Below are 17,944 nucleotides of genomic sequence, written 5' to 3' on the forward strand. Positions count from 1 at the left end.
AACAACAAAAACGCCGGCCCTGAGTTTCCTCAGAACCGGCGCGAAAAGTGCCTCAGATCGTTTGACTTTACTTCACAGTGATGCGGTCATCCGTGTAGGCGTTGTAGCTTTTCTGCTCTCCGAGGTAAGCGGCCACGACATCGGCAAGATCGGGACCGAAATCGTAAGCGTTCATGCCGTTGGTTTCGAAAACCGCATACCCGTCGCCGCCGCCACGCATGTAGTTGTTCGACACGACCCCATAGACCTTTTCCGGATCAATCGGCACAAAGGCATCATTTTCAAGCACCATGACGTCTGAGATACGCTGACCGGCCGGTTGCGATTTGTCGATCGTGTATTTCAGGCCAGCAACCTGGGCAAACCGGCCTGCGCCTTCTTCAATCTGACTGGCTCCGTTTTCAAGAGCCGACACCACATCCGCCCCTTTGAGCTGGAAGGTTGCCAGCGTGTTCTGGAACGGCAGAACCGTCAGGACCTCGCCCATGGTGACTTCACCGGCGTCAATCGATGCGCGCAAACCACCGCCATTCTGGATTGCGATTTGAACACCCTGATCCTTCACACGGTCGAGCATGGCCTCTGTCACAAGAACGCCCATTTCGCAGACCTCAGCCCGGCAGACGCTGCGCTCACCACCGATCGCCGCGGTCGCTTCAGCCACAACTTCATTACGGATTTCATCCAGCGGCTGCGCCAGCTCTCCAATGCGCGCAATAAACTCTGCATCGGGTTCCACAGACGCATCCAAGAGGATCGGCTCCCCTTCAGCCTTGATCACGTTGCCATCATCGTCCCAAGTCACAACAAGGTCGCCCAGGAACTTGCTATAGGCATAGGCTTGAACGATCGGCACATCCTGACCGTCCGGGTTCTTCACCATCACCGGATAAGGACCAGAAGCCCTGTCCTGAGTATTGGACAGCAACGTGTGCGAGTGCCCTCCGACAATGACGTCAATGCCTGGAACAGCTGCGGCGATTTTCGCATCCATCGACAGACCTTCATGGGTCAGCGCGATGATCTTGTTGACCCCGGCAGCTTCCAGCTCTGCGACCTGGGCTTTCAGGGATTCAATTGAGTTTAGAAATTTAACGCCGGCGCCTGGCGAAGAGGTTTCTGCCGTATCTTCGGCAAGGCTCGAGACGAAGCCGATTTTCTCGCCGCCGCGCTCCAGCACCAATGTGCCTGGGATGCGGCCCTTGAGCAGGGGTTCATTTTCAAGATCAAGATTGCCGGAGATAACCGGGAACTCGACCTTGTCCAGGAAAGCAGCCAGTGCAGACGGGCCATCATCAAATTCATGGTTGCCGACCGCCATGACATCATAGCCGATCCCGTTCATGAAATCGGCCGCTGCTGCGCCTTTGTACGTCGTATAGAAGAGCGAGCCTTGGAACTGATCGCCAGCATCGACAACGACGAAGTTCTTGCCTTCGTCGGACAACGCGTCGCGGCGCTCATCCACCATGGACTTGATGCGGGCGACACCCCCAAAGCACTTTCCCTCAGATTCGGATTCAGCATCGCATGTGGAATCGTACTTGTTGATCGATTCAATGCGTGAATGAACATCGTTGGTATGAAGGATGGTCAGGGAATAATCGGCGAATGCCGCAGTCGACAATGCGGTCGTTAGCGACAGCACTGCGGCGCTCAGAAGTTGGTTTTTCATTTGATACTCGCCCTTGGATAGACTGTTCCTGAGGTCAGGCTTTTTGCCGGACCCTCACCTGCCGTGCCTTCCCAGGATCAGCATTCGTACCTGCCCACTCAGCAATGAGCAGACGCCGGAGCGCTTTCCCGGGAACCGGATCGCCGGTGCCTGCAAATCTTGGTGCAGTTTTATGACAGGAGCAATAGAGGACGTTACGGAATGCGAAAAATATTTTGCCAGATAAATATTTTTGCAGGTTAAGCGTCTAAAAAATCAGACCGCTGCGTTGTCCAGCCTCAGCCGCGATCCGGGTAGTCTTCGTCGTCCAGATCGTCGGTTTCCACGACCGGGATGGAATACCCTTCGGAGAACCACCGGTTCAGATCAACCTTGGCGCAGCGATCGGAGCAGAACGGGTAATCTTCCGGAGTGGAAAGCTTTGAGCAGATCGGACAAGGGCGCATCCGGCGCTGCGGTTTTCTGCCGTTTTCTTCAGTCAATGTGGTCCCCTCCTGAAGCGCATTTACCGCTGACGAAACGCACCCAGCACTACGCTCCTGCAGTCGTCCAGTTTGCATGGACAGGGTAGCCTGCTGCTTGCAAAAGATTTACGGTCTCCGCCAGCGGCAATCCAACAACCGCCGGGTAGGACCCGACAAGCTTGACCACGAAGCTGCCTGCAAGCCCCTGGATCGCATAACCGCCTGCTTTGCCGCGCCATTCTCCTGAGGAAATGTAGTCATCCATGTCCAGGCGGGACAACCGTTTGAACCGGACACGCGTTTCGACGAGCTTCGTCCGTATTTTCCCGTTCGGCTCCGCCACGGCCACGCCGGTGAAAACACGGTGGCCCCGTCCAGACAGCAGAGACAGGCACATGACGGCCTGATCGGTGAGTTCGGCCTTGGGCAAGATCCGGCGTCCGACACCGACCACCGTATCTGCGGCAAGCACAACGCCGCCTGTCATGGCATCGGTGTTCTTGGCGACCTCAAGCACAGCTTCAGCTTTGGCTCGCGCAAGACGCAAGGCCAACGCCCGCGGCGTTTCGAACTTCTTCGGGGTCTCGTCGATATCAGCGGGCAGCAGATGATCCGGTTCCAGTCCGACTTGCTGCAGCAGCGCAAGACGGCGCGGCGAAGCGGACGCCAGGATCAACTGAGGGGCATTCGTCATGGATGCACGTGCTTTCCTGCCGGCGCAAGGCGACCTGCCGCTTACTTGAAGCGGTAGGTAATCCGACCCTTGGTCAAGTCATAGGGGGTCATTTCGACAAGAACCTTGTCGCCCGCCAGAACGCGGATACGGTTCTTGCGCATACGTCCAGCCGTATGAGCGATGATCTCGTGATCGTTTTCAAGTTTTACGCGGAACGTCGCATTCGGCAACAGTTCTGTCACGACGCCCGGGAACTCCAGAGCTTCTTCTTTGGCCATTTGATATCCTGATTATGGCGGGCCTTGCCCGCAGGTGCCGCGGAACCTAGCCGATTAGGCTCAGAATGTGAACCATTCTTTCGCATCGGTCCCAAGGCGATGTTTGATGCCGCTTTATCATCCGCTGGGCGGGGGCGTCCAGTTCAACCGTTTCTTGATCCGCATCATCAGCATGTCCCGCACTGCACGGTATTCATTGAGGATCTGCTCCCGCGAACCGGTTGCCAAAGTCGGATCCATGGTGGGCCAATATTCGACATCAACTGCATCGGTCCGGGTCAGATCGAGAGCCCAGTGGTGCGCCTCTGGAGCGAGCGTCACAATGAGATCAAAGCCGCTCTCTTCGAGCTCGAGATAGCTCTTGGGGCGGTGTGCACTCATGTCGACGCCGATCTCCGCCATCACTGCATCCACAAAGGGATCGAGTTTACCGGCACGCACCCCGGCCGACTTTACATAGACCTGTCCCGGGAACAGCTTTTGCGTCAACGCTTCGGCCATGGGGGAGCGCACGGAGTTCATTCCGCACGCAAACAAAACCGCAGTCGGACGCAGGTCCGGCCCGGCCACAGACCTTAGCCCTTCCAGTGCAAGGCGTAGACGAGGGTGAACAACCGCCGGGCGGTTGCCATATCCACCTCGATTTTTCCCTGAAGACGCTCCATCAGGATCGTGGAGCCTTCATTGTGCACGCCGCGGCGGCCCATATCGATAGCCTCGATCTGGCTGGGAGTGGCGTGGCGGATCGCCTCATAATAGCTCTCGCAGATGAGATCGTAGTCCTTGACGATCTTTCGCAAGGGGGTGAGTGAGAGAACGTGGGTGACCACCGGCTGGTCGTCTTCGGTCTGGATCTGAAAGACGAGCTTTTTCTCAATGACCGACAGGTTCAGAACGAATTTCGCAACTGGATGTCCGACCGGCTGAAAACAGTTTTCCTCGATCAAATCGTAGATGGCGACCGCGCGGTCATGCTCCACTTCCGGTGTGGAGCGGGCAATCGAGGCTTCGTCCAGCACCACGTCCACCAAACGGCCGCCCGCTGTTTCCGCAGAACTTTCCGATTGTGCATCGCTCATGCTGTCAAAGCCTTTCTCAGAACACCCTGCCTACATGTTCAGTCTGATGGAAACAGACCGCGCATGCGCCGACAAGCCCTCCGCTTCACCTAGAGCGATAGCGGCAGGACCAAGTGCACGCAAGTTTTCTGCGTTGCACTTCAGGATTGATGTGCGTTTGACGAACTCCAACACCGACAAACCAGAGGAAAACCGGGCCGAACGTGCCGTTGGCAAGACGTGATTGGACCCGCCGACATAATCACCGATCGCTTCCGGCGTATGATGGCCCATGAACACGGCGCCCGCATTACGGACCTTGTCCAGAAGCTGCTCCGGGTCTTCGACGGCAAGTTCCAGGTGCTCCGGCGCCAGGCGATTCGCGAGCGGCATCGCGTTGTCGAGGCTGTCGACCAGGATGATCGCGCCAAAATCCTGCCAGCTGGCACGGGCTACCTCTTCGCGCGGCAACGTTTTCAGCTGACGCTCAACTGCTCCGGCAACGTGGTCTGCGAGCGCTGCGTCGTCCGTGATCAAAATGGATTGGGCGACCGGATCATGCTCTGCCTGGGCCAGCAAGTCGGCAGCAATCCAGTCTGGATTGCTGTCCTTGTCCGCAATCACAAGAACTTCGGACGGGCCGGCAATCATGTCGATGCCAACAGTGCCGAAAACACGGCGCTTGGCGGCGGCGACAAAGGCATTGCCCGGTCCAACAATCTTGGCAACCGGCTGGATGGTCTCCGTGCCGAAGGCCAGGGCTGCCACGGCCTGCGCACCGCCGATGCGGTAAATCTCGGAAACGCCAGCGATCTTGGCGGCTGCAAGAACAAGCGGATTCAACACATCATCCGGGCTCGGCACAACCATGACAATGCGCTCAACACCAGCCACCTTGGCCGGAACGACATTCATCAAGACCGAACTTGGGTAACTTGCCAATCCTCCGGGCACATACACCCCAACTGCCTCGACCGCCGTCCAGCGGGAGCCAAGCTCAACGCCGATCGGATCGGTGTAGCGATCGTCTTTCGGGAGCTGACGTTTGTGGTGCGAAAAAATCCTGTCGTGCGCCAACTGCAGAGCGTCCAGCGTTTCTGCCGGCACTTCAGCAACCGCCGCGTCGATCTGCGCTTGCGAGACCCTGAGGTCCGCCATTTTAGCGGCATTCAGGCGGTCGAATTTCGCGGTGTATTCCAGAACGGCCTGATCGCCGCGCTTTCGAACATCTTCAAGAATATCCCGGACGATCTGATCGACATCTTCCGACGCTTCCCGCTTGCCGGCCAGAAGTTCGGCGAAACGGGCTTCAAAATCAGCGCTGGTATTCGTGAGGCGTTGGACCACGCAACTCTCCATCTCGATTGGCGCTCAAAGCGCCAGCAAATCTTGTTTGTTCAGGTAAGGTCGTGCTGCGGCAGGTTTGGTGTCGACCAGGCAGCCCCCAGATCAGACAACTGGGCCTCGATGCACTCTACGTCCAGCTGGATGCTGGATCCTCCGGAAAAGGCGAGCTCAATCTGACCGGCCGGTGCGTCTTCTGCCGGCTTAAACGTAACCGCCAGCAGCTCCAGCACCACGTCTTTGGCGTCCTGCTGAATTTTCTGGGATTTCATGCCGGTCACACGCGAGACCGCAAATGCAGACCGGCGGCGCTCATGTTCCTTGCTTCGCTTGTCGGCCTTCTTGTCCCAGACGAACCGGTTCATGACGAACACGGCCCTTTTTTCTTTTGGCAGATACCGGATATCCGCAATGGTGATCACGGCGTCCTGAACATGGGCGGAAAGAACCTGCAGGTCTTCCTCATCCAAAGCGGCAAGTTTCAATTGATCCATGGTGCTCAAACAAGTGTCCGTTTGTCGTGGTGTCGCGGCACTCATGTAGGGTTCTCCGCGCCAACTCCAAGGCTGATGACCTAGCCGGGATTTTTTAGAATGGCAACAAAGGAACCGTCGTTTCGGTCAGGGACAGACGGGAATTGGCCGTTGATTTGCCCGAACGGGCACTTCAGATCGAAACAGCGCAAAAGATCAGCTCTTCTCATTCTTGACCATTCCTGCAAGAGTTTCGGAAGATAGATAGGAACAGTTGCACCATGCGCTTCAGCACAAGACTTTTTGCCCTCGCATTGATGTTAAACGCATCACCGGCGCCCACAGCTTTGGCCGATGATCTGACAAAAGCCTTTGCTGAGACGATTTATGTGCCGGCCTACTCCAGGATTTTTTCCTTTCCGGACCGGTCAGAGCTACTGGCCGCAACACTGACCGTTCACAATGTCGATCCGCAGACCCCGCTAACCGTGACAAAAGTCGATTACCACGGTGAGGACGGCAAGCTGCTGAAAAGCATCCTGGATGCACCGCTGCGCCTGGAACCGCTGGGCTCGGCCAGTTTCCTAGTCCCCAGCAACGACACCACCGGCGGTGTCGGCGCGAATTTCCTCGTGGAATGGTCGGCAGACCAGGGCGCCTTAAGCCCCTTGACCGAAGCGGTCATGGTGACCGGACCCGGCACTCCCGGCCCATCTTTCACCTCCCGCGGGCGCGTCATCAGCCGCACAGCGGCTGAAGAGTAGTGAAACGAATTACCCGGAAATCCGCTGGATCTGGGCGCCACAGCGGGTGAGCTTGTCTTCCAGACGCTCAAAGCCGCGGTCGAGGTGATAGACGCGGCTGACTGTGGTTTCCCCTTCCGCGGCCAATCCTGCGATCACAAGCGACACGGACGCGCGAAGGTCCGTTGCCATCACCGGCGCGCCGCGCAGGGTGGAGACGCCTTCAACTGTGGCCGTGCGGCCATCGATCGCGATCTGAGCGCCAAGACGGGCAAGTTCCTGAACGTGCATGAAGCGGTTTTCGAAAATCGTTTCGGTGATCCGGCTCTTGCCGCCGGCCTTGGTCATCAGCGCCATGAACTGCGCCTGCAAATCCGTCGGGAATCCCGGGAACGGCTCTGTGGTGACATCGGCCGGCTGAATGCCGTTGCCGTTGCGATAGACCTTCAGACCTTCATCAGTCGCGGTGATTTCAGCACCGGTCTGGCGAAGCGTATCCAAAGCACTTTCTAAAAGGTCGGTTCTTGCGCCCTGCAGCAGAAGATCACCGCCCGTCATGGCAACAGCCATGGCATAGGTGCCGGTTTCGATCCGGTCCGGGACCACGGCATGGTGCGCGCCATGCAGGCGCGGGACGCCTTGAATGCGGATGGTCGAAGTCCCCTCGCCTTCGATCTTGGCCCCCATCGCCTTTAAGCAACGGGCCAAATCAACCACTTCCGGTTCGCGGGCGGCATTGACGATTTCGGTTTCGCCTTTGGCCAAGGTCGCTGCCATCATGATAGTGTGGGTCGCGCCGACCGAAACGCGCGGGAATTCAACCCGGCCGCCGGTTAAACCGCCCGGCGCCTTCACAACGACATAACCGCCTTCGATTTCAATATCCGCACCGAGAGCCTCAAGGCCCTGGATAAAGAAGTCGACCGGCCGCGTGCCGATCGCACAGCCGCCCGGCAGTGAAACGCGAGCTTCGTGCATCCGGGCAACCAACGGGCCGACAACCCAGAAGCTGGCCCGCATCTTGGACACGAGCTCATAAGGCGCCGTCGTGTCAACGATCTCGCGGGCTGTGAGATTCAATGTCTGCCCCGCCAGATCGTCCTGACCGGTACGCTTTCCATTGACCGAATAATCAACGCCGTGATTGGAGAGGATCTGCATCAGTTGGGCGACGTCGCGCAAGCGCGGCACATTCGACAGCGTCAGGGTTTCGTCGGTCAACAGGGACGCAATCATCAAGGGCAGTGCGGCATTTTTTGCGCCGGAAATCGGAATGATGCCGTTCAGCTCCGCGCCGCCGGTGACTTTGATGCTGTCCATGTTTTTCCCCGAACCCAAGCCGCAAATCCGCGGCGTTCCCAAGAATTCTTATCTAAGAAGTGCGATCTACACGCAACTTATGGCCCTTGCAAGGCAGGCCATTGGCGCAGTCTCGCCGATGGCGCAAGCTCTTGCTAAGGAACGGTAGGGTTAATCCGGCTTGGATTTGCGCGCAGCCGATTTCCGCCGCCGCAAATTTGCGCGCAGGGCATCGGCAAGCCGGTCCTCGCGGCTTTGAGGTGCGGTCTTCGCACCGCTTGATTTCGCGGTTGAGGTTTTCACAGATCCTGCATCCGCAACATCTTGGCTTGGCTTGTCTTTTTCACTCATGGCTTGGCTTGTGTATTAAAAGAGGATCGCAACCTATCAAGGGTCCGTACGCCAGGTCAAAAGCATTGGGATCAGCCATCCTTCAAGGGCTTTATTCAAAGGACACCTATCCTTACTTGTTCCCGCAGGAAAGGAACTCTTGCCTGAAATATCCACAGCCCCGCAACCAAGGAAATCTGAACGGATCGGCGGCATTGCCGATGAAAACCAAACAGCGGATCCTCCGCTGTTCCAGATAGACTGAAAAAAATCGCAAACGGCGCTTGCGTCCCCGGACCGCTTATGGCAAAAGCCCCCTCATTCCGGGCGGCCACGCTGCTCGGGGCCAGCACTTACGTCCCAAAACACTTGTTTTGCCGACGCTGGGTTGACCAGAAACTGGTCCCCAAACGATGCTGCCGTAGCTCAGGGGTAGAGCACTCCCTTGGTAAGGGAGAGGTCGAGAGTTCAAATCTCTCCGGCAGCACCATTAAATCACTTGAATTCATAGAGAAATTGCACGCGACCAAAATCGGCGTCCTGCAGCAAATGGCAGAACAAAGCAGGATATTCCGCCTATTGTGGCACGTTTCTGACACGCGGGTTTTTGGAATGTTCTCAGTGTCGGCCGTCACAGCCGCTGTAATTTCGGCATCGCTGAGGACAGCGTGAGCGGCCATCACTTCTACATCGGATTGAAAAAATAAAGACTGCACCGAAGCCAGCTAGCTTTAGGGTCGGCCGCGCTCGGCGTCGTGTAACGTATGCACGCAAACAAGTCCGTCACATGCGTCAGTGCCACCGTTGACGGGTGTTTCTCGACCAAGGTCTGATTGGAGCTTTTCTTTGCGATGGAAGTGCCATTTCTGAACGGCTGCTCAGATCGAGACGAGCCGAACGCCCAATGTTGAAGAAGGGCGGGAAGCGGAAGTTCGACTCCACTACAAAAAATCGTAAGCCGGGCGCGAAACGGACATTGGCTGAGAGGTCACAAAAGTTCTCCAGAACACTGTTGGAACTTTTTGCAGAGATCGATTTTCAGTTCAGAAGCGCACTCCAAATAGACCGCCGTCCATCTCATCTGTTAATCGAGTTGGCATAACATAGGCGTAGGGATCAAACCCCTCCATATCTTCGTCGTCAAATTCGGAATCGATCTTCATAAGATCATCCGAATTCATTGCGACAATGTACTGAACTCCCAAATCCTCGCACTTGCTCTGCGCAAGTTTTAGTGCAAGCGCGATTTGACGACCATCAACGCCATCGAAAATGTGGCTGTCGTGTATTAGGAACCCGGGAAACCGATCTTGCTTCAACGCAGACTCGACAAGAAGCCAATCAAAGCAAAAAATCTGCATGTGGTTTTTTCCACCGCTTTTCTTACCAACGATGTCAGTTTCTATCGAGAGCCCTGCAACCCCGGTTGACTTGCCAATAATCAGTTGCCCGGGTTCGTCATAGAGGAACTGCGAAGTATCGGCAAAAACCTGTACAGCAGATTTGCGTGGCGCATCACGTTCCATAACGTCTTGACCGATCAGATCAACAAGATCGTCGATCTCCCTTTTTAGTCTTTTCTGGTCATCCGCCACGTTCTGGAACTTTGGAATTTGTTGCTGCAAATCCGCCTGTTCCGCCTCAAGTCTATTCAGATCAGACTGGAGGTAGGTTAGCCGTTCTATAGCGATACCCGACCGAAGCAGCGCCAACTTCTCAGCCAAAGCCTTCTGCAGTCGGTTGATTTCTTTTCTCCGGTCAGAAATGCGTTCCTGTGCGCTTTGTTTCTCTTTGCGAAGATGCGCCTCGCGGTTCTGGGAAACCTGTTTGTGGAAGGCCTCAACCTGCTCAAATCTCTTGTTAACCTGATCTGTAAAGAATATCCCGACCTGTTCGTATAGACTACGCACGTCGGCGATATTTGCGTCTTCGACTTCTTCCAACGCCTCATCGATGCCTTCACAAAGGTCAATGTCTTCGAGGTTAGCCTCGTTCAGGTCACGAATGTTTGTCGACAATTCGTTCGCCGAAAGCTCGTGGCCTCGGTACCCGTCCACAACAGTCGCAGATGTAATCTCCGCTCGCTTTGTTTCAATTTCCGTGTCGAGAAGGTCTAGGCGGGCCTGCATTTTCTTTATGTCGAGCGCCCCATCCGTGAGATAGCCGCTCTTGATCATCTTTGCCAATGTATCGGCGTCTTTCTTTTGATCCTTTTTAACCTGAAGCTGTTGGGGCAACTTCCAATCGAACCCCAAAAGGTAGGACAAACAGACTTGGCTGTCCCAGCCTTGTTGCGAAGAGCTATTGAGTACCGCACTGGCGAACCCGCCATTACGCTCCTTCCTAACAAAATAGGCGAGCAATGCTCCAAATTTGGGAGAGTATTTCTCGGATGTTGTTTCAGAATTCAAGCCAAACCAACTCTGCGCCAAATCAGCCCTGAGATCAGCAGGAGCGATTTCCACCTCATCACGCCAAAGCTCGTCCTTGGTCGCCCCCGCTTTCCTTTTTACCGTGAATTCCGACCCGTCGCCTTTGAATGCAGCCTCGAAATCTGATCCGACCAGCTCCGGTTTGTGGAAATCGTCATTGGGGTTTCGGCGCTCTGAAAGTAGGAAGTGTACCAATTCGATGAAACTTGTCTTACCAGTTCCATTTCGCGTGTCGCGTGCGCCCGATGTTTCGTGCCTTTCCGCCAAAAGGATATTGAGGCCGGGTTTGAAATCCAGCGTCTTGAACGTCGACAGCGAACTGGTCAGTCTTGTGATCATTGGTTCAACTTTTTGAGCACACCCTCTTCGAAGCGCACCGCCCCCACAGAGAATAGAAAATCGACTGCGAGTAAGAACCAGTCAAAGTGAATTGTCGAAAGCTCGTTTGTGCGTCGCCGCTCTTGCAGATCAAAGAACAGGCGGGAGACCGTCTTGTCCTCGTCGAGAAGCGCCAACACCTCGCCACCAACACCAATAAGGGCATTCTCGGTCTTGATGTGTTTCGTTGGCATTAGCATACTGCGGCGCTCGGTACGTTCTCAAAAATGTCGCAAGCATCGAAATAGTAAGCAAGGATCACGTACGCGGCGGCGCTCACCGTGGGTGTGCCATCGCCGCCTACATAAGTGAGCAACTTACCCAGAATTTCATCTGGGTTGTGCCCCAAGCCCCGCGCCTCTTCGTACTTGGAACGCATCTGTGTCTGAATCACGGACGCGTGTTGAGGGGTGCTCATACCAGATAGGTAGCGATCCACAATGTCGACGTGCGGTCTCGCTCGGGTCAGGTCGTACTTCGCAGCCGGGCTGAGCGCGTTGAAGTCCAGTTTAGCTTCGTCCGGTAGCTCACCAAAAGCGGTCGGATCGGGTTGCAACGTCTTTTCCGCGATGACCTTCTTGAGCAAGGGGCGTATGTCCGCCATCGTCACAGCCATGAAGTTTCTGCTCGCAGCCGGGTACAGGTCGATCAACTGTTGCAGGCTCAGCTTGTCGTGGAAGTTATCTTTGAGGAAACGGCGCGGCGGTGATGGGGCCACGATAGTGATTGCTGGGTATTGTGTCCGGAGTTCTTCAAGCACATCGCTCACAGAGGCCGGTAACCCCTCTTCATTGTTGTGGACGAAAACCCATTCTTTCAGGTTGGGCCAGTATGTCGTCACCTCCGGGAAGCTGTCAGAGATTTTGTCTTTCGCTTTTTCCGCAAACGTCCTTGGAGACTCAGGCGCATAGCACTGATAGACGGTTTCAGTGGAAATACGTCGCCCGTCGCTTTTCTTGTCGCCGTGCAGACCGCCTGCTTTGATTAACTCGAAATCGGTGCCGTACACACACGCGGCCATCGCCGCGAACCACTGTTCGAATTTCGTTTGATTATTCGTTGCAAGCGCGAGATCAAAGTGCAGATCAAAGTCAGATTTATTCATACCTGCTTTGCTCCTTTGATTCTCTCGTGAACGAGGTTGCGTATTTAGTTTGCGCAACGCAACGAAGGGCTGTCAACGCTACCGGGCGCGCAATCCGCAGACCGTCGACAACTTACTACTAGACCTTTAAGTCAAGATGCGCAGCAGTCGGCGCTAACGGCGGCTTTGCAATGTCAAATACAAATCGCCGAATGTCTGCTCAGGGCCGAGAGCATCAACCGGCGACATCCCAATCACGGCCCGCTGATACCTGCGCTGCACGCCCGTCGCAGTTGGAAAGCCAAGCCCCGCGGCCACCCCCCCTCTGATGTCATCCCCGACTTGATCAAGGATCCACTCGTTTCCAGAGCTGCGAGAAAGGACCCGCCCCCTCCGGATGTTCGGCGCCGATGACCTACCGTTTTTCCAGCGCACAAAAACAGAGCCCGCGCAGCTTGAACCCAACGAAAATGCCTGCCCGCGGGTGCAAAAAATGCTGGAAGACGAAGCCACCTTGAGACGTTGAGCTATGCAAAGCAACAGGCGGAATGGGCGGGGTGTAGCCATGCGTTGCGGTTTGAACAAATGTCCGCCTCTAAGTCTACGCAGCCAGACAGATTTCTCTGATTTGTGCTAGAGGATCCTGAAAAGCCCGAAAAGCGACGACCGGGTCGCAATGAGTGCATTACTCCAACGAATTCCACGAAAGGTGGGAAAATGCACAAACACGATATGTCCTCCTGGACACACGACCATGTCTTTGGACAGGATAAGGCACGTCCGGGCGAACGGCGAACGCTTATCATCGTCCTGGTGAGTGCCGTTTTCATGGTCGTGGAGATTGTTGCCGGACTTTACTATGGCTCCATGGCGTTGTTGGCGGACGGGCTGCACATGGCAAGCCACGCCGCTGCCTTGGGGATCAGTGTCGCTGCCTATGTCTATGCGCGGCGGCATGCAAGCGACCGGCGGTTTTCCTTCGGCACCGGCAAGGTCAACAGTCTGGCCGCCTTCGCCAGTGCAATCCTTTTGGGCGGTTTTGCCGTCGTGATGGCGGTTGAGAGCATTGAGCGTCTTTTCAATCCGGTCGCGATCAGCTTCGACCAGGCAATCCTCGTGGCCGTGTTGGGGCTTGCCGTAAATGGAGCGAGCGCCTGGCTTCTTGCGTCGACCCCTCACCATCGCCACGGCCACGATCATGGCCATCACCACCATGGGCACGACCATCCCCATCATCATGAAGGCGGCGAAACAACCTCCGAGCTCCATAAGGACCACAATCTCAGGGCTGCCTACCTTCACGTCCTTGCCGATGCACTGACTTCTTTGCTCGCGATCATCGCGTTGCTGGCGGGGAAGTATGCCGGTGCCGCCTGGCTTGACCCGATCATGGGCATCATCGGCGCCGTTCTGGTCGCGCATTGGTCCTTGGGGCTGTTGCGCATGTCAGCGAAAGTGCTTCTGGACTGGCAGGTGGAGGAGCCGAAAGTCGAGAAACTGCGCAGTGCCCTGCTCGCGGATGAAAGCGATCGGATCGCGGATATTCACCTTTGGTCGATCGGTCAAAGCCAGTATGCGGCGGAGGTGGTGATTGTCAGCGACACCCCGCGTAGTCCGGCCCACTACAAGGGGCTGATCCCGGATGACCTGGGGATCGTGCATGTAAGCCTGGAGGTTCACCGCTGCGGCACATTGCAAGAGGCCGCCTGAAGGTCCGGTGTTTCCTGAACCTTTGTGACTGCCACGCACCCTTGAAGAGGGCGCGTGGCAGTCAGCTTAGTCGCTGCGGACCAGGCCGGAGTAGTCTCCGCGCAATTGCAGGGTGACTGTGACGGCTGACTTGTCCCGGTTCCGCCAGAACCAGCCGTGATCCCCTGCGAACGGGGTTTCAAAGCTTCCTGCGCCCGAGGTTTCGCCGCGGCCCTTTTCATAGGTCACGTTTTCCCCGCCAGCGTGGGCGTGCAGATCAAAGTTGATCCGTCCGCCGTCTGCCATCCAGGCATATGTCAGCGTGGCGCCCTTTTCCATGGTGGCCTTGATCTCGGTGTAGGCACCGGGTTCAAGGGTGAAGGTCACGACGTCTTTCCAGGCGTCTTGCGCCTGGGCGGTGGAAACGAAAAGCCCCAACACGGCGTCGATCAGCGACGATGAGTCCTGGCTGCCATGAAGTTTCTCGTCCTCTGCCGCTTCCTTCGCCAGTTGTTGCTTGATCTCTCCCATCTCGGTTAGGCCGAGCACATTGCCGACACCTGTCGGATCGATGCCGTACTCAGCGGGCAGGTAGACCATCACGCCAATGGCCGCAGCGCCAATGGCGGCAACGACGGTCAGGCGGCCCAGTTGCCGATTGCTCGGCAGGTCTTCAAGTTTCGGCTGGGGTGCGTTGTACATTGCTATCTCCGATCATGAGGTGCTGGCGATGTAACCGGCGATTTGCTGGTAGGTCAGCAAGACGCCAAGGAATACCATGATGATGTTTGCGATTGTGGCCTGGCGCATGAAATTCGGGCTTTTGCGCCAGTATCCCATGACGATGAGGATCACAAAAAGCGCCAAAAGCTGGCCGATCTCGACCCCTACATTGAACGCCAGAAGATTGGCGAGGAGGCCATCCGGGGAGATATTGTACTCCAGGATTTTGGAGGCCAAACCTGTCCCGTGGAACAGGCCGAAGATAAGCGTTGCGGCCTTCGTGTTCGGCTGAAACCCCAAAACTCTTTGAAAGACGCCAAGGTTGTCCAGCGCCTTGTAGACCACGGACAGGCCGATGATCGCATCGATAATGTAGGCGTTGATGCCCCAGCCGTACCAGACACCAAGAAGCATGGTGACCGAGTGACCAAGCGCAAACAGGCTGACATAGATGGCCACATCCTTCATCCGGTAAAGGAAGAAGACGACCCCCAGCAGGAAGAGGATGTGGTCGTATCCCGTGACCATGTGTTTGGCCCCGAGATAGATGAAGGGGATGATGTGAACCCCCCAGATTTCCTGGATGTATCCCGCATCGCCGGGAGTGACATCATGCGCGGCGGCGGTCTGAACGCCGGCGGCGTAGAAGAGAAATGAGAGTGACAGGGCAAACACAAAGGCATGCAGCAGCTTTGTCTGCCCATGAAGTGAAGTAGGCTTCATAAGGTCCTTCCAAGTGAATAACAGATTTCTGATGAGCCCGAACCGGGCAATCTGTCAGGTCCTTGGAGGGCGCTCCGGGGGAAACACGAAGGCAGACGTCGCATCGCTGACGGGCAGCCGCCAGGAGGATGTGTCAAAGACATGTGGGGATTTCGGCGCGGGTTTCACAAGCACTGCGGAGTTGTGGTCATGGTCACCCAGGTCGTGCTGGTGGCCGTGCATGGCCCACAGCAAATCGAGTTCAAACCCATGCGAATGCCCGTGGTCTTCAATCATCTCAAGATGATCTTGCACCGTGTCGAGATACTTCGGCGTGTGAGACGCCGCAGGCACCGTCGTCCAGACGCACAGGCAGAGGCAGAGCAGCCCTGCCAGGAGCCTCTGCCATTCCGATTGTTTTTGGATCCGCATCCAGTTCAAAACGGGTTCCTGTTTACGTCGGGCTTCGAACGACGAATCGCTTGTTATTTGCATCGCCTCGATTAAGCGCGAAATATGGCCAAACGGCGAAGGATTGCAAGGCGCTGAGTGAAAACCGAAAACGACATGGCGCCGAACGGCCAGGAGAGCCCTTACTGAAGCAGATCACGGCCAGCGAAAAGAATGATCAGGATCCCGGCGCTGGCATCAAGCCCTGTGGACAGGCGCCGCAAGCCGGTTCCGTTTCGCGACACAAGGGCCAAGAGCGTGCGCCGTCCAAGCACCGCCGCAACAGCAACCAGGCCGAGGGTGATGCCGATCCCAACCAGCATGGCCCCGGCAAACACAAGACCGGCTTCGGGAACGCCCCGCGACAGAGCGGCAACAACAACAAACAGGGTCAGCGGACACGGAACAAGGCCGGTCGCCAACGCAACGTACACGCCTTCTGATTTTGTGTCAGCTGAAACAGTCCGCAGTGCGCGAAAAAGTAGCCAGATGCCTATAGCGATGAGAAGAACGCGGCTGAGAGCTTCCAAAGCGGGCGCGCGTCCGCCACCGACAAACGACCGCTCCATCAAATGCGCTGCAAAAAACGCGATCAGGACCGCTGTCAGAACGTGAGTTGCAGCCAAAATTGTGGAGATCGAAAGGGCGCGAAAAACTCCATTGTTGGACCCGGCAATATAACTCGCCAAAATGCTCTTTCCGTGTCCGGGTGTTAGCGCATGGACTGCGCCAAAGACAATCCCGGTGCCAATCATTCCAGGCAGCAGCCAGACATCACCAGATTGACTGAACTCAAGAATAGCGACCCGAACACCGTCGTAAATCCATCGTTGCCAGGCGACCAGCAGGTCAATCATCATTTCATTCCGGGTAAAGCGTGTCTCTCGCTTGATGCATCCTATTTGATTTGCAGCGAGGGCCGAAACATAAACTGAAACCATCGAGAGCGTTTAAGTGGAGGGATCATTTGGCTTTGGCGGGTGCGAGTGATCATCTGCTCGGCTCACGCCATGCATATTTAGTTCGCTGCACGAACGACCATTTTGGGCCGGATGCAACGGCGGGGATTTAGAGCAGAAGGCAGCCGTTCGCTCCACCTTAGAACACTGTCCGCTCAGGGCCAAAAGTGCCGATCGACGGCGTCGCACTCACGGCCTGCTGATCCCCATGCACCCGCCCGGATAGGGTCGCCTCCTGGTCCGCGCCACAGGCAAGGCAGCAGCTCCACAAACAGCGTCTGGCCATACTTGTTGCCCCAGCCCGCGCGCGGGTCCAAAAGGTTCTGGAAGACGGGTAAGGATCGGCAGAGATAACGGCAAACTTTTTAGCCCCACCCCAGCGCAGTTGGCAAGAAAAGCCCCGGCCACCCCGTCTGATGTCATCCCCGACTTGATCGGGGATCCACGCGTTTCCAGAGCTTAGGCAAAGACCGATCACGCCACCCAACAGACAGTCTCAAACACCAAACCGCGAAGACCGGTCAGGAACCTTGCAGTCCCGCAAAACCCATGCCCCGCGCGTCCATCGACGCTGTGAAGAGAGACGAAAAAGTGCAAGCTCCCACGCCCTACCCGTCCAGACATCCGGCGACGATCCCCTGCCGGTCTTTCCCGTTTGCCCTACCCGCGCCGCCGCGCGAGTTCGCGGTAGAGCGCTTCTCGCGAAACACCAAGGAAATATGCCAGGTTTTGCATCTGCCCTTTCGGCGGCAAGGTCTTGTTTTCTCCCAGCCATGCATCCAGGCGTTCGGCCACGGTCTTGAGCGACCTGATCTCGGACTGCATCCGGGCGGTCTGCAGTTCCTGCGCCAACTTGGCTGCCCAAGTACGGGCAATGTCCGCAGAGCCATGAAGACGGTCCCGGAACGCCGAAACGGGTAGCAAGCGGAGCTGTGTTGGCGCGCTGGTCACGGCGTGGCAATGATATCGGCTCGAATATGCCGAAGCTTCGGCCAGCACACCGCCCTGTCCGACGCGCGCCAGGATCAAAGGGGCACCCCTTTTGGAGTAGCGGACAAGGTCAACCCCTCCGTCGATGACGAAGTACATGTTTTGCACGCGGTCTCCGATCTGAAAAACACTCTGGTTGGACTGGAACGAAACAACCCGGCCGGATGCAAAAAGATCTGATAGGGCGTTGCACATGA

General features: G+C 56.5%; 20 protein-coding genes and 1 tRNA gene. 3 read left to right on the forward strand and 18 right to left on the reverse strand.

What is annotated here, in order from left to right:
* Positions 1-67: 67 nt before the first annotated feature.
* From AC0J4F_RS23120 to AC0J4F_RS23155, 8 genes are all read right to left on the reverse strand, one after another.
* The gene (locus tag AC0J4F_RS23120; RefSeq protein WP_473024875.1) at positions 68-1,675 is read right to left on the reverse strand and encodes a bifunctional metallophosphatase/5'-nucleotidase; all 1,608 of its coding nucleotides are present in this window, start codon (positions 1,673-1,675) and stop codon (positions 68-70) included.
* A gap of 278 nt (positions 1,676-1,953) precedes the next feature.
* Positions 1,954-2,157 (reverse strand): DNA gyrase inhibitor YacG, encoded by a 204-nt coding sequence (gene yacG, locus AC0J4F_RS23125; RefSeq protein WP_133953033.1) that lies wholly within the window; start codon positions 2,155-2,157, stop codon positions 1,954-1,956.
* A 49-nt stretch (positions 2,158-2,206) separates the two neighbouring features.
* Complete coding sequence (locus AC0J4F_RS23130; protein ID WP_133953034.1) at positions 2,207-2,833, reverse strand: Maf-like protein; 627 nt, start codon at positions 2,831-2,833, stop codon at positions 2,207-2,209.
* A gap of 41 nt (positions 2,834-2,874) precedes the next feature.
* Positions 2,875-3,093, reverse strand: a complete 219-nt coding sequence (gene infA / locus AC0J4F_RS23135) for a translation initiation factor IF-1 (protein WP_006939340.1) — start codon at positions 3,091-3,093, stop codon at positions 2,875-2,877.
* Between the two features lie 117 nt (positions 3,094-3,210).
* Positions 3,211-3,615, reverse strand: a complete 405-nt coding sequence (locus AC0J4F_RS23140; protein WP_473024878.1) for an arsenate reductase ArsC — start codon at positions 3,613-3,615, stop codon at positions 3,211-3,213.
* Between the two features lie 53 nt (positions 3,616-3,668).
* Positions 3,669-4,172 (reverse strand): UPF0262 family protein, encoded by a 504-nt coding sequence (locus AC0J4F_RS23145; RefSeq protein WP_133953037.1) that lies wholly within the window; start codon positions 4,170-4,172, stop codon positions 3,669-3,671.
* A 30-nt stretch (positions 4,173-4,202) separates the two neighbouring features.
* On the reverse strand, positions 4,203-5,510 hold the full coding sequence (hisD, locus tag AC0J4F_RS23150) for a histidinol dehydrogenase (protein ID WP_473024879.1): 1,308 nt from the start codon (positions 5,508-5,510) through the stop codon (positions 4,203-4,205).
* A 38-nt stretch (positions 5,511-5,548) separates the two neighbouring features.
* Complete coding sequence (locus AC0J4F_RS23155) at positions 5,549-5,989, reverse strand: DUF2948 family protein (RefSeq protein ID WP_133953042.1); 441 nt, start codon at positions 5,987-5,989, stop codon at positions 5,549-5,551.
* A 260-nt stretch (positions 5,990-6,249) separates the two neighbouring features.
* On the opposite strand from AC0J4F_RS23155, the gene AC0J4F_RS23160 reads away from it, so the two are divergent.
* Positions 6,250-6,732 carry a DUF3124 domain-containing protein gene (locus AC0J4F_RS23160; protein WP_473024881.1) on the forward strand — a complete coding sequence of 161 codons (483 nt, stop codon included), beginning with the start codon at positions 6,250-6,252 and terminating at the stop codon, positions 6,730-6,732.
* A gap of 9 nt (positions 6,733-6,741) precedes the next feature.
* Here the strand turns inward: AC0J4F_RS23160 and murA are convergent, their stop codons facing one another.
* On the reverse strand, positions 6,742-8,031 hold the full coding sequence (gene murA, locus AC0J4F_RS23165) for a UDP-N-acetylglucosamine 1-carboxyvinyltransferase (RefSeq protein WP_473024882.1): 1,290 nt from the start codon (positions 8,029-8,031) through the stop codon (positions 6,742-6,744).
* A 150-nt stretch (positions 8,032-8,181) separates the two neighbouring features.
* On the reverse strand, positions 8,182-8,361 hold the full coding sequence (locus tag AC0J4F_RS23170) for a hypothetical protein (RefSeq protein WP_133953051.1): 180 nt from the start codon (positions 8,359-8,361) through the stop codon (positions 8,182-8,184).
* 394 nt (positions 8,362-8,755) lie between these two features.
* Here AC0J4F_RS23170 and AC0J4F_RS23175 point away from each other — a divergent pair.
* Positions 8,756-8,830: transfer RNA gene (locus tag AC0J4F_RS23175), tRNA-Thr, on the forward strand.
* A 553-nt stretch (positions 8,831-9,383) separates the two neighbouring features.
* Here AC0J4F_RS23175 and AC0J4F_RS23180 read toward each other — a convergent pair.
* From AC0J4F_RS23180 to AC0J4F_RS23190, 3 genes are read right to left on the reverse strand one after another with little or no spacing between them, the layout of a single operon-like run.
* Positions 9,384-11,111 carry a DUF2326 domain-containing protein gene (locus AC0J4F_RS23180; protein ID WP_473024883.1) on the reverse strand — a complete coding sequence of 576 codons (1,728 nt, stop codon included), beginning with the start codon at positions 11,109-11,111 and terminating at the stop codon, positions 9,384-9,386.
* On the reverse strand, positions 11,108-11,344 hold the full coding sequence (locus tag AC0J4F_RS23185) for an ABC-three component system middle component 6 (protein WP_473024884.1): 237 nt from the start codon (positions 11,342-11,344) through the stop codon (positions 11,108-11,110). Before AC0J4F_RS23185 ends, AC0J4F_RS23180 begins: the two co-directional genes overlap by 4 nt.
* Positions 11,344-12,255 carry an ABC-three component system protein gene (locus tag AC0J4F_RS23190; protein WP_473024885.1) on the reverse strand — a complete coding sequence of 304 codons (912 nt, stop codon included), beginning with the start codon at positions 12,253-12,255 and terminating at the stop codon, positions 11,344-11,346. Before AC0J4F_RS23190 ends, AC0J4F_RS23185 begins: the two co-directional genes overlap by 1 nt.
* A 696-nt stretch (positions 12,256-12,951) precedes the next feature.
* On the opposite strand from AC0J4F_RS23190, the gene dmeF reads away from it, so the two are divergent.
* Positions 12,952-13,944: a CDF family Co(II)/Ni(II) efflux transporter DmeF gene (gene dmeF / locus AC0J4F_RS23195; protein WP_473024886.1), complete on the forward strand. Its 993-nt coding sequence runs from the start codon at positions 12,952-12,954 to the stop codon at positions 13,942-13,944.
* A 66-nt stretch (positions 13,945-14,010) separates the two neighbouring features.
* Here dmeF and AC0J4F_RS23200 read toward each other — a convergent pair whose 3' ends face one another.
* The 5 genes from AC0J4F_RS23200 to AC0J4F_RS23220 form a co-directional block, all read right to left on the reverse strand.
* Complete coding sequence (locus AC0J4F_RS23200; protein ID WP_473024887.1) at positions 14,011-14,625, reverse strand: transmembrane anchor protein; 615 nt, start codon at positions 14,623-14,625, stop codon at positions 14,011-14,013.
* Between the two features lie 12 nt (positions 14,626-14,637).
* Complete coding sequence (locus tag AC0J4F_RS23205) at positions 14,638-15,369, reverse strand: HupE/UreJ family protein (RefSeq protein WP_473024888.1); 732 nt, start codon at positions 15,367-15,369, stop codon at positions 14,638-14,640.
* 54 nt (positions 15,370-15,423) lie between these two features.
* Positions 15,424-15,780: a hypothetical protein gene (locus tag AC0J4F_RS23210; RefSeq protein ID WP_473024889.1), complete on the reverse strand. Its 357-nt coding sequence runs from the start codon at positions 15,778-15,780 to the stop codon at positions 15,424-15,426.
* 161 nt (positions 15,781-15,941) lie between these two features.
* On the reverse strand, positions 15,942-16,658 hold the full coding sequence (locus AC0J4F_RS23215; RefSeq protein WP_473024890.1) for a HoxN/HupN/NixA family nickel/cobalt transporter: 717 nt from the start codon (positions 16,656-16,658) through the stop codon (positions 15,942-15,944).
* Between the two features lie 759 nt (positions 16,659-17,417).
* On the reverse strand, positions 17,418-17,942 hold the full coding sequence (locus AC0J4F_RS23220; RefSeq protein WP_473024891.1) for a Crp/Fnr family transcriptional regulator: 525 nt from the start codon (positions 17,940-17,942) through the stop codon (positions 17,418-17,420).
* Positions 17,943-17,944: the final 2 nt, after the last annotated feature.

The organism is Roseibium sp. R5 (genome assembly GCF_055755305.1).